The sequence below is a fragment of the Agromyces sp. P1_H4 genome (genome assembly GCF_056405255.1).
This window is the reverse complement of the sequence record NZ_JBFUCL010000101.1, coordinates 1-10,802: the sequence shown is the minus strand read 5'-3', so window position 1 is coordinate 10,802 and position 10,802 is coordinate 1. Positions and strand designations below refer to the sequence as shown.

The window sequence follows — 10,802 nt, the reverse complement described above, 5'->3', positions numbered from 1 at the left end:
CGCCGGCGGGGCGTCGCCGTCGTCGGCCGCCGTCTCCGCCCCGCTCGGCCGCGACAAGCTCCTGCTGCCGCCGGTGCCGCCGACTGGAGTGAAACCCACCCAGGACCCCGCGTTCGCCCAGGTGAAGGGCGGAGTGAAGGGCTTCGCTGCTGCCAAGCGCACGCATCCGCCAGCTGCATCGAAGGCGAAGGAGGCGCAGGATGCCGCGCTCGCGCCGGCTGACGACCTCGCGGGCCAGGCGAAGGCCGCCAAGGCCGACACCATGGACGCGCAGCAACCCGGCTCGTTCGACAAGCAGGCCTTCATCGCGGCGGTGAAGACGGCCATCGAGGCGAAGTCGCCGAAGACGCTCACCGAGGCCGACGAGTATGCGGAGTCGGGCAAGGCCGGCGAGGTCAAAGGTGAGGTCAAGGGCCTGGTCACGAAGGGCAAGGAAGGCTCGGCGCACGACATCGAGGCGGCGACCGAGGCAGCGCCCGACACGTCGAAGGCGGTCGCCAAACCCGTGACCCCGATGGCGCAGGAGGCGCCCGGGCAGGCCGTGCCGATCGCGGCGACCGGCGCCGTGCCCAAGCCCGCCCCCGCCGAGCAGGTCAACCTCGAGGCCGGCAAGCACGAGGTCGACCAGGAGATGACCGACGCCAAGGTCACCGACGAGCAACTGGCGAGGTCGGGCGAGCCCGAGTTCCAGGGCGCGCTCGCCGAGAAGCAGACCGCCGCCGCCCACGCCGACGCGGCGCCCGCCGAGTACCGCGCCCAGGAGCAGGCGACCATCGCGCAGGGCAAAGCGCAGGCCGGTGCCGTCACGGCAGCGGGCGTGCAGGGTATGCAGGGAGCGAAGGGCGCTGCGCTCGCCAAGCTCGTCGCGTCGAAGGGCGCCACCAAGTCGAAGGACGAGCAGCGTCGCGCCGAGGTGACGACGAAGGTCCAGTCCATCTTCACCGCGACCGAGACCGAGGTGAAGAAGATCCTCGAGGGCATCGACCCGAAGGTCGAGACCGAGTTCGAGACGGGCGAGGCCCGCGCGAAGGCATCCTTCGAGTCGTACGTCGCGGCCAAGATGTCGGCGTACAAGAAGGACCGGTACAGCGGATGGCTCGGCGGCCTGCGCTGGGCCAAGGACAAGCTCGTCGGCATGCCCGACAAGGTCAACGAGTTCTACGAGGCCGGGCGCGAGCTCTACCTGAAGCAGATGGACGGCGTGATCTCCCGCGTCGCCGACATCGTCGGCTCGAACCTCACGGCGGCCAAGCAGCGCATCGCCACCGGTCGCGCCGAGATCGCCACCTACGTGAAGTCGCTCCCGCAGGACCTGCAGAAGGTCGGCTCGGAGGCCGCGCAGGACATCGGCGACAAGTTCGAGGCGCTCGAGAGCGAGGTCAAGGACAAGGAGAACGAGGTCGTCGAGACGCTCGCGTCGAAGTACGTGGAGGCGCGAAAGGGACTCGACGAGCGGATCGAGGCGCTCCAGGCCGAGAACAAGGGCCTCGTCGACAAGGCGATCGGCGCGATCAAGGGGGTCATCAACACGATCCGCGAGCTCGCCGCGATGCTCGGCAACGTGTTGGCCAGGGCCGCGAGCGTCATCGGCGACATCATCGGCGATCCGGTCGGATTCCTCGGCAACCTCATCAGTGGGATCAAGGGCGGCATCGACAAGTTCTTCACGAACATCACCACGCACCTCAAGAAGGGGCTCGTGGGCTGGCTCTTCGGGCAGCTCGGCGACGCCGGCATCGAGATCCCCGACACGTTCGACCTCAAGGGGGTCGTGAAGCTGCTCGCGTCGGTGTTCGGACTCACCTGGGCCAACATCCGGGCCCGGATCGTGCGGCAGATCGGCGAGACCGCCATGGCGGCCGTCGAGAAGGGCGTGGAGATCTTCCAGGTCATCAAGGAGCAGGGCATCGCCGGCCTCTGGGAAAAGCTCGTCGAGAAGATCGGCGACATCAAGGAGATGATCCTCACCCAGCTCGAGGACTTCGTGATCACGAAGATCATCACCGCCGGCATCACGTGGCTGATCAGCCTGCTCAACCCTGCCGCCGCCTTCATCAAGGCCTGCAAGCTCATCTACGACGTCGTCATGTTCTTCGTGAACAACGCGGCCCGCATCGCGCAGTTCGTGAACACCGTCATCGACGGGGTCGTCGACATCGCGAAGGGCAACGTGTCGGCCGTCGTGGACAAGGTCGAGAACGCGCTCGGCCAGATGGTGCCCATCCTCATCGGGTTCATCGCGAGCGTCCTCGGCATCGGCGGCATCGGCGAGAAGATCCGCTCGATCGTCCAGGCCCTGCAGCGGCCCGTGAACAAGGCGCTCGACTTCGTGATCAAGACGGGGCTCAAGCTCGCCGGGCCGGTGATCCGCGCGGCCAAGGGCATCAGCGCGAAGGTGAAGGCCAAGGTCGCGGCCGGCAAGGCCTGGGTGAAGGGCAAGGCGGAGGCGGGGAAGGCCAAGCTGCGCGATCTCGCAGCGGCAATCCCCGGCGTGTTCGGCTTCCGGGCGGGTGGTGAGTCGCATCGCGTGTGGATCGAGAAGACGGGCGCGCGGCGCGTCATGGTCGCCAGTTCACCGACGGAAGCGAGCGTGCTGCTCACTCATTACGTGGGTCAGATCGAGGAGTTTCCGGAGAAGACCCCGAAGGAGCAGAAGGAGAAATCGCATCTGCGTGAACGCGTGGCCATCGCGCGTGACCGTCACGAAGGCGTTCGGGGTGAGGTGGCACTCCTCAACAACGTCACCGACATGACGGCAGGACGGAACGCGCTCTCGAGTCGCCAGCGGAGGTTCGCCGAGAGCCTCGTGGAGCTCTTCACGGCAGTGCACAAACAGCGGATGAAGCTCGCGGGCCAGGTCCCGAAATACACCACGCCTGGCGGGAAGAAATCCGCGGGGTCAGTGAACTGCGTCGCTCGCTTCCAGGTCGACTGCATTCCGGGCCAGCGCGCCTACCCCTCCAATGGCGGAGCCGCTCCGGTCGGGTCCATGGGCGTCGTCGGAACGACGAAAGGCGCGAACAAGCGCGACATCCACGCGCTCGATTCGAGCGACAGCGCACTCACCGGGCAGACGGGCGCTCACGCATTCGAGAGCGCGGAGGCACCCCACCACACAGAGCAACGCGCCGAGTTCGTCACTCGCGCAACCGGTGACGAAGCGCCGTCAACGCATGCGGAGGCGCGACTGCTGACACAGGTCGGACGCATGCTCGCGCAGGACCCCGATTGGAAGCATCGCGTGAGGACCATCGAGATCAACGTCTCCCACAGCCCGTGCCCGAGTTGCACCGGGCACCTGCTGCGGCTCCATGGCCTCCTCGCGAACCCCGATCTGCGGGTGGCGATCGTCCAATGGGGCAAGCGATATGACAACGGGCCGTATCCGACGACCGCGCAGTCGATCGGTGAGCTGCGGGGAAAGTACTCCGCGATCGGCCCCTGAACCCGGCGTTTGCCCCGCTCCCTTCGGCAGGCGCTGAGTCGAGTGGGCGAAGTTGGCGGCGGGCGGCGCGAGAGACAGCCAAGATCGCCCACTCGCGGCATCCGCTCGCGCCGAGAGGTCGCAATCTGCGGGTTGTGGCAGCAGCGCACCCGCAGATCGCGACCTCTCGAGGAACGGAGAGGCGCCTACCCCTGCAGCGCCTCGGCGAGCTTCACCCGCGGGCCGGTGCGAAGCAGCGAGTTGCGGTAGATGCGCTCGCCGATCCACACCGCGAGCGCCGCGGTCGCGAGGAGGATCGCCAGCGAGACGAAGGGCTCCCACCACTGCGCGTCGCCGAGGAACACCCGCATCGGCATGCCCACGGGCGCCGAGAACGGCACGTAGCTCATGATCGTGAGCACGACCGGGTCGTCGTTGAAGAAGATGACCAGGAAGTACGGGATCATCACGAGCATCGTCACGGGCGTCGTGACCGAGCCGATGTCCTCCGCGCGCGACACCATCGCGGCGGTCGCGGCGAACAGGGCGGCGAGCATCACGAAGCCGACGGCGAAGAACACGACGAACCAGACCACCGACCCGCCGAGGCCGCCGAGCAGCACCCGCTGCCCCGTCACGATGAGCCCGAGGATCGCGAGCACCGCGATCGCCACGATCTGCGCCATCGCCATGACGCTGTTGCCGATGACCTTGCCGGTGAGCAGCGCCCGCGCCGACACCGTCGACAGCAGGATCTCGACGATCCGCGTCTGCTTCTCCTCCACGACCGACTGCGCGATCGTCGAGCCGAACGTGATCGCCGACATGAAGAACACGAGGCCGAAGCCGAAGGCCACCAAGTAGGCCAGCGTCGGGTCGGTGGCCGCCGGTTCGAGCAGCTCGACCGTCGGTTCCACCGACAGTGCCGAGACCACCGAGTCGGGCGGCGAGTCCAGCCCGTACACGGTGATGCCGAGTGGTTCGGATGCCGCGGGCGCGACGATCGCGTCGACGTCGCCGGCTCGCAGCATCCGCTCGGCGTCGTCCTGGTCGGATACCGCGACCGGCTCGAGTGCCGGGTTGCCGTCGACGACCGCGGATGCGCCCGCCACGACGGCCACCTTGGTGGTCGACTCCTGCGCGCCGAAGATGCTGCCGAGGATGACCGACGCGAGCACGGCGAGCATGAGCACGCCCGTCGACCAGAGGAACGCCTTGCTGCGCAGCCGCATGGTGATCTCGCGGCCGGCGATCAGCCCGACGCCGTCGACGAAGCGGGGCGCGTGGCGCTCGGGCGCACTCGTCGTGTGGGTGGGGTTCGCTTGGGTGCTCATCGCACGACCTCCCGGAAGATCTGGGCGAGCGTGGTGTGCTCGCGGCTGAAGGAGACGACCTCGCCGCGGGCGACGGCCTCGCTGAGCACCGCCTGCCGTGCGGCATCCGACTCGGCCTCGAAGACGGCCCAGCCACCGTCGAACGCGTCCACGCGGATGCCGGGCGCCTGCCGCAGCCAGCCCGCGTCGCCGGACATCAGCAGCTCCCACCGCTCGGTGCCGTGCTCGGCGCGCAGCTCGTCGCCGGTGCCGGCGGCGCGGATGCGTCCGTCGGCGATGATCACGAGGTCGTCGCAGAGGCGCTCGACGATGTCGAGCTGGTGCGACGAGAACAGCACGGGCGCACCGGATGCCGCGGCATCCGACAGCACCGACTGCACCGCCTCGACGGCCATCGGGTCGAGGCCCGAGAACGGCTCGTCGAGCACGAGCACCTCGGGACGGTGCACGAGTGCCGCGGCGATCTGCGCGCGCTGCTGGTTGCCGAGCGAGAGGCTCTCGATGGTGTCGTTCGTGCGCTCGCCGAGGCCGAGGCGATCGAGCAGCTCCAGCGCGTTGCGGCGCGCGGCGGCCGGGTTCCAGCCGTGCAGGCGGGCGAGGTAGACCGTCTGCTCGAGCACCCGCATCTTCGGGTAGAGCCCGCGCTCCTCGGGCATGTACCCGAAGCGGCGGCGGTCGGTCTCGGTGACCTGGCGCCCGTCGAGGGTCACGGTGCCGCGGTCGGCCGCGAGCACGCCGAGGATGATGCGCATGGTCGTGGTCTTGCCGGCGCCGTTGCCGCCGACGAATCCGGTGAGGCGGCCGTCGCCCACGGTGAACGAGACCGCGTCGAGGGCGAGGCGCTCGCCGTAGCGTTTGGTGACGTCGTGGAGTTCGAGCATGGGGCCACCGTACGGATGCCGCGTGGCCGGCGGCATCCGCCGTGCGACGGGTTTCGACGACTCCGTCGTGCGGCGGAGGGGTTCCGGATGTCGGAGGGGCTCGTTATCCTCGCAACCGTGTCCGAGGAGCACACGCAGAGCAGCACGGTGGCCGGCCACGTCACGCCGCCGCCCGGCGGCATGCGCACGTTCGTGCAGGTGCTCGTCAACACCGCGATCGCGAACATCACGACGAGCTTCCTGTGGTTCGCGCTGACGTTCTGGGTGTACCTCGAGACGAAGTCGGTGCTCGCCACGGGCATCATCGGCGGCGCCTACATGCTGCTCATCGCGTTCTTCGCGATGCTCTTCGGCTCGATCGTCGACCGCCACCGCAAGATCCGGGTGATGGTCTTCTCGAGCCTGCTCACCCTCGGGTCGTTCGTGATCGCCGGGGTGCTGTACCTCTTGCAGCCCGAGTCCGCACTCCTCGACCTCGGCGGGCCGTGGTTCTGGGCGTTCGCGGGCATCATCCTCTTCGGCTTCGTGGTCGAGCACATGCGCAACATCGCGCTGTCGACGACCGTCACGCTGCTCGTGCCCGAAGAGCGGCACGCCAACGCGAACGGCCTGGTCGGCACCGTGCAGGGCCTCGCCTTCATCGTCACGAGCGTGTTCAGCGGCCTCGCGATCGGGCTCCTCGGCATGGGGTGGACGCTCGTGATCGCGATCGCGCTCACCCTCGTGGCCCTCGTGCACCTGCTCTTCCTGCGCGTGCCCGAGGAGCAACCGGTGCCGGCCGAGGGCGAGCGGGCATCGACGATCGACTTCAAGGGCAGCATCGCGGCAGTGCGCCGGGCGCCCGGGCTGTTCGCGCTCATCCTCTTCTCGACGCTGAACAACCTCATCGGCGGCGTCTACATGGCGTTGATGGACCCGTACGGCCTCACGATCTTCTCGGTCGAGGTGTGGGGCATCGTGCTCGGGGTCACCGCCACCGGCTTCATCATCGGCGGGCTCGTGGTCGCGAAGTTCGGCCTCGGCAAGAACCCGATCCGCACGATGCTGCTGGTCGTGATCGGCATGGGCCTGCTCGGCTCGCTGTTCACGATCCGCGAGTCGTGGGTGCTCTACGGCCTCGGCATCTGGGCCTACATGTGCCTCATCCCGGTGGTGGAGGCGTCCGAGCAGACGGTGATCCAGAAGGTGGTGCCGTTCCAACGTCAGGGCCGGGTCTTCGGCCTCGCGGCCGCGATCGAGTCGGCGGCGGCTCCCGTCACGGCGTTCCTCATCGCGCCGATCGCGCAGTTCTGGATCATCCCCTACATGGAGTCGGGCAGCGGCCAGGAGACGTGGGGCTGGCTGCTCGGCGACGGTGACGCCCGCGGCATCGCGCTCGTGTTCCTGTTCTCGGGGCTCGTGATGGTGGTGCTCGCACTGCTCGCCTTCACGACGCGGTCGTATCGTCTCCTGTCGGTCGAGTACCAGCGGGCGCCGGCGTCGGAGCAGMCCGAGGCTGCTTCCGACGCCGGCGAGGCTGCCCCCGACGCCGGCGAGGCGGACGCGTCCGACGCCGGCGAGGCGGCTGCGTCCGACGCCGGCGAAGCGGCTCAGCGCACGCGGTAGGAGAGGCCGAGGTGGCCGCTCGGGTGCGTGGCCACGTGGTCGAGCTCGAGCCGGTGCTCCCCGAGGCCGGCCGGGGTGATCGACCGTCCTTCTCCGATCAGCACCGGCACGACGCGCAGGCGCAGGTCGTCGACGAGGCCGGCGGCGAAGAGCGCGTCCGCGAGCATGAAGCTGCCCCAGACGACGATCCCGCTGTACTGCTCCTTGAGCCCGGCGGTCGCTTCGGCGGCGTCGCCTCGGAGGATCTCGATCGATCCCTCGCCCCACGGTGCGGATTCGAGCGTGTTCGACACGACGAACTTCGGCAGGCGGTTGATCGGCTCGGCGACCACCTCCACCTCCGCGTCGGCGACGGGCCAGTACTCGGCGAACATCCGGTAGGTGTTCGCGCCGAGCAGGATGGCGTCGATGCCGTCGAGGAATGCGAGCTGGTCGGCGTCGTTCGGGTTGCCGCCGCGGGCGGTCTGGATGAAGCCGAGGCCGCCGTCGGCGTCCGCCCCGTATCCGTCGACGCTCACGATCTGCTCGACGGTGAGCCGGCCCATCAGTCGGCCCCGCCCGCCGGTGCCCCGCCCGTGGCGTCACGCTCGGCCCCGCCAGCGAGGTGCTCGTCGAGCAGGTCGAACGCGGACTCCCATCCGTCGTAGACGTTCTCGTCGCCCGGTGCCGCATCGATGCCCCGCACGTGGAACGTCATGAGCGTCTGCTCTCCGCGCTCGCCGTGTTCGGCCAGGTCGATCGTGATGAGCGGCGCGATGTCGTCAGGGTCGTCGGGGTCGGCCCACGTGAACACGAGCCGCGAGGGCGGCGTGATCTCGCGGTAGGTGCCGCCCGTCGGATACTCGCTCCCGTCGGGCGCGACCATCGTGTAGGCGTAGCGTCCGCCCGGCCGCGGGTCGAGCTCGACCGACTCGCGCGGGGTGGTGAGCCCGCGCGGGTGCCACCACGTGGCGGCCTCGTCGGGGTCGGTCCACATGCGCCAGACGGTCTCGCGGGGGGCGTCGAAGACGCGGGTGATGGTGAACTGCTTCGTGCTGGTGGCGGTCTGCTCAGGCATCCGTCGGTCCTTTCAGCTCGCGGAGTCGCTCGTCGAGCAGGTCGAAGCGCTCGTTCCACGCGTCACGGTGCCGGTCGACCCAGGCGGATGCCTCGTCGAGGGGCTCGGTGCGGAGCGTGCAGCGGCGCCACTGCGCGTCGGCGGTGCGTTCGATGAGGCCGGCGCGCTCGAGCACCTTGAGATGCTGCGAAATCGCGGGGCCGCTCATCGCGAACGGCGCAGCCAGCTCCCCGACCGTCGTCGGCCCGCCGCGGAGGCGCGAGATGATCGCGCGCCGCGTCGGATCGGCGAGGGCCTGGAACACGAGGCTCAGCTCGTCCGTCGCACCGACCATGTAAGCAACTCCTTAATTAATGAAGTGCTTAACCATATGTCGCAGCGGATGCCGCGTCAACAGGCTCTTCGCGCGTCACGCGCTCACCCGCGCCGAAGTGTAGGAAGTTTCGCCCGACTCGCGGTTCGGCGACGCATGGACACGCGTGCTGAGCCCGGGGATTCCTCCATTTCGGCGGCATGCCCGAGCCCGGATCGGGGAGGATCGGGGATATGACACATCAGGTACGCAACGTGCAGGCCGCCCTCGACTCGTTCTCCGAGCCGTGGCAGCCTCGGAGGCTCGTGAGCGTGAACGACTACGACGTGAAGGTGGTGAAGCTCCTCGGCGAGTTCACGTGGCACAGCCACCCCGAGACCGACGAGCTGTTCATGGTGATCTCGGGCGACCTCGTCATCCAGTTGCGCGACGGTGACATCGCGCTCGGCCCGGGCGACGTCTACGTGGTGCCGCGGGGCGTCGAGCACTGCCCGCGCGCCGACGGCGAGGTGTCGGCGATCCTCATCGAGCCGCAGGGCACCGTCAACACGGGCGACACCCCGAGCGAGCGCACCGCCCAGCTGCGCGACCTCGACTGATCCGCTCGGACTGGATCACATCCCATCGAGAGGACGCGAACGCGGGGTATGACCCAGCGCAAACCAGCGCTCGCGTCCACTCGTTCAGCGACCGGGCTACCCGCCCTGCCAGAATCGAGCCGAGACCCGGACGATCAGCTCATCGACCGCTGCGCGGATCCGCTCTCGGACGGCTTCGGGGTGCCACGCCGGATACCCGGTCTCGCCGACCGGCCTCACGTCGTCCTCTGACCAGCCGTCCCTGTCCCACCAACGAAGGATGCCCTTCGCCTGCGGATCGGGATACCAGCCGGGTTCCGGTCCGTCGTCCTCGACGGCGGGCGGTGGGAACGACTCGGTCACGGACCGAAGTATGACATGTGGCGCAGCGTCAGGACGCCGGGCGCACGACCCCGTGCTCGTAGGCGAAGACGACGGCGTGCACGCGGTCGCGCAGGCCGAGCTTCATGAGCACCTTCGAGACGTGCGTCTTCACCGTCGCCTCGCCGACCCACATGCGCTGCGCGATCTCGGCGTTCGAGATGCCGAGGGCGAGCAGCTCGAGCACCTCCCGCTCGCGCTCGGTGAGCGTCGCGAGCGCGGGCGGTGCCGGGCGGGCCGTCTCCGTCGCGGGAGGGGTCGGTCGCACGGTCGGCGCGGTCGATGACAGCACCGGCGAACGAGCCGCTTCGAGCCCTCGACCGCCGGATGCCGCCACCGCCTCGATCACGCGCCGCGTGACATCCGGGGACAACAGCGCGTCGCCGCGCGCCACGACCTGCACCGCCTCGATGAGCTGCTCGGGGCTGGAGTTCTTGAGCAGGAACCCGCTGGCACCGGCCTCGAGCGCCGCGAACAGGTAGTCCTCGCGGTTGAACGTCGTGAGCACGAGCACGGCCGCAGCGGATGCCGCATCCGCCGTGATACGCCGGGTGGCCTCGAGCCCGTCCATGCCGGGCATCTGCACGTCCATGCACACGACGTCGGGCGACAGTTGGGCGACGGCCGCCACCGCCTCGGCGCCGTCGGCCGCCTCGCCGACGACCTCGATGCCGTCCTCCGAGTCGAGGATCGTGCGGAAGCCGCCGCGGACCAGGGCCTGGTCGTCGACGACGAGCACGCGGATCACGATCGCACCTCCTCGCGCCGCAGCGGGAACGAGGCTCGCACGAGGTAGCCGCCGCGGGCGCGCGGGCCGAGCTCGAGGGTGCCGCCGACCGCGGCGACGCGTTCGCGCATGCCGACCTGGCCGAGTCCCGCGCCGACGGCCGGGCTCCCGTCCCCGCCGTCGCCCGCGCGTTCGCGACCGCCGGTGCCGCCAGTGGTAACACCGCCACGGACACCGGTGTTCGTCACCTCGACCTCGATCGCGGCATCCGACCACCGCACCCGCACCTCGGCCGTCGTCGCCGCGCCCGCGTGCTTCCGCACGTTCGTGAGCGCCTCCTGCACGATCCGATACGCGCTGACGCCGATCACCGCCGACACCGGGCGCGCCTCGCCGACGATGGCGAGCTCGGTGGGCACGCCGGCGGCCACCGACTCGGCCACGAGCTCGTCGAGCCGGTCGATGCCGCGCGTGCTCGTGCTCGTCGCGGCGGGCTCGGCGG

Annotated in this window: 11 protein-coding genes; 3 read left to right on the top strand and 8 right to left on the bottom strand. The window is 69.5% G+C overall.

Annotation, left to right across the window (positions count from 1 at the left end; translation table 11 throughout):
* A partial coding sequence (locus AC1DY2_RS08435) for a phage tail protein (RefSeq protein ID WP_476762008.1) occupies nucleotides 1-3,445 on the top strand: 3,445 nt, incomplete at its 5' end.
* Between the two features lie 185 nt (nucleotides 3,446-3,630).
* Here AC1DY2_RS08435 and AC1DY2_RS08430 read toward each other — a convergent pair.
* The gene (locus AC1DY2_RS08430; RefSeq protein ID WP_476762007.1) at nucleotides 3,631-4,758 is read right to left on the bottom strand and encodes an ABC transporter permease; all 1,128 of its coding nucleotides are present in this window, start codon (nucleotides 4,756-4,758) and stop codon (nucleotides 3,631-3,633) included.
* Complete coding sequence (locus tag AC1DY2_RS08425) at nucleotides 4,755-5,639, bottom strand: ABC transporter ATP-binding protein (protein WP_476762006.1); 885 nt, start codon at nucleotides 5,637-5,639, stop codon at nucleotides 4,755-4,757. Before AC1DY2_RS08425 ends, AC1DY2_RS08430 begins: the two co-directional genes overlap by 4 nt.
* Before the next feature lie 180 nt (nucleotides 5,640-5,819).
* Between AC1DY2_RS08425 and AC1DY2_RS08420 the strand changes: the two genes are divergently transcribed.
* Nucleotides 5,820-7,244, top strand: coding sequence for an MFS transporter (locus AC1DY2_RS08420; RefSeq protein WP_476762009.1), 1,425 nt, complete (start codon nucleotides 5,820-5,822; stop codon nucleotides 7,242-7,244).
* Here the strand turns inward: AC1DY2_RS08420 and AC1DY2_RS08415 are convergent.
* The 3 genes from AC1DY2_RS08415 to AC1DY2_RS08405 are packed head-to-tail and all read right to left on the bottom strand — an operon-like array spanning nucleotide 7,229 to nucleotide 8,635.
* Nucleotides 7,229-7,789 carry a dihydrofolate reductase family protein gene (locus AC1DY2_RS08415; protein ID WP_476762005.1) on the bottom strand — a complete coding sequence of 187 codons (561 nt, stop codon included), beginning with the start codon at nucleotides 7,787-7,789 and terminating at the stop codon, nucleotides 7,229-7,231. The genes AC1DY2_RS08420 and AC1DY2_RS08415 overlap by 16 nt on opposite strands.
* On the bottom strand, nucleotides 7,789-8,301 hold the full coding sequence (locus AC1DY2_RS08410; RefSeq protein ID WP_476762004.1) for an SRPBCC family protein: 513 nt from the start codon (nucleotides 8,299-8,301) through the stop codon (nucleotides 7,789-7,791). Before AC1DY2_RS08410 ends, AC1DY2_RS08415 begins: the two co-directional genes overlap by 1 nt.
* The gene (locus AC1DY2_RS08405) at nucleotides 8,294-8,635 is read right to left on the bottom strand and encodes an ArsR/SmtB family transcription factor (RefSeq protein ID WP_476762003.1); all 342 of its coding nucleotides are present in this window, start codon (nucleotides 8,633-8,635) and stop codon (nucleotides 8,294-8,296) included. Before AC1DY2_RS08405 ends, AC1DY2_RS08410 begins: the two co-directional genes overlap by 8 nt.
* Nucleotides 8,636-8,847: 212 nt before the next feature.
* Between AC1DY2_RS08405 and AC1DY2_RS08400 the strand changes: the two genes are divergently transcribed.
* Nucleotides 8,848-9,213, top strand: a complete 366-nt coding sequence (locus AC1DY2_RS08400) for a cupin domain-containing protein (protein WP_476762002.1) — start codon at nucleotides 8,848-8,850, stop codon at nucleotides 9,211-9,213.
* A 96-nt stretch (nucleotides 9,214-9,309) separates the two neighbouring features.
* Here the strand turns inward: AC1DY2_RS08400 and AC1DY2_RS08395 are convergent, their stop codons facing one another.
* The 3 genes from AC1DY2_RS08395 to AC1DY2_RS08385 all read right to left on the bottom strand — a co-directional run.
* Nucleotides 9,310-9,555, bottom strand: a complete 246-nt coding sequence (locus AC1DY2_RS08395; RefSeq protein WP_476762001.1) for a DUF2510 domain-containing protein — start codon at nucleotides 9,553-9,555, stop codon at nucleotides 9,310-9,312.
* A 28-nt stretch (nucleotides 9,556-9,583) separates the two neighbouring features.
* Nucleotides 9,584-10,321, bottom strand: a complete 738-nt coding sequence (locus AC1DY2_RS08390) for a response regulator (protein ID WP_476762000.1) — start codon at nucleotides 10,319-10,321, stop codon at nucleotides 9,584-9,586.
* The coding region (locus tag AC1DY2_RS08385; RefSeq protein WP_476761999.1) for a sensor histidine kinase at nucleotides 10,318-10,802 on the bottom strand (485 nt) is incomplete at its 5' end. The genes AC1DY2_RS08390 and AC1DY2_RS08385, both read right to left, overlap by 4 nt.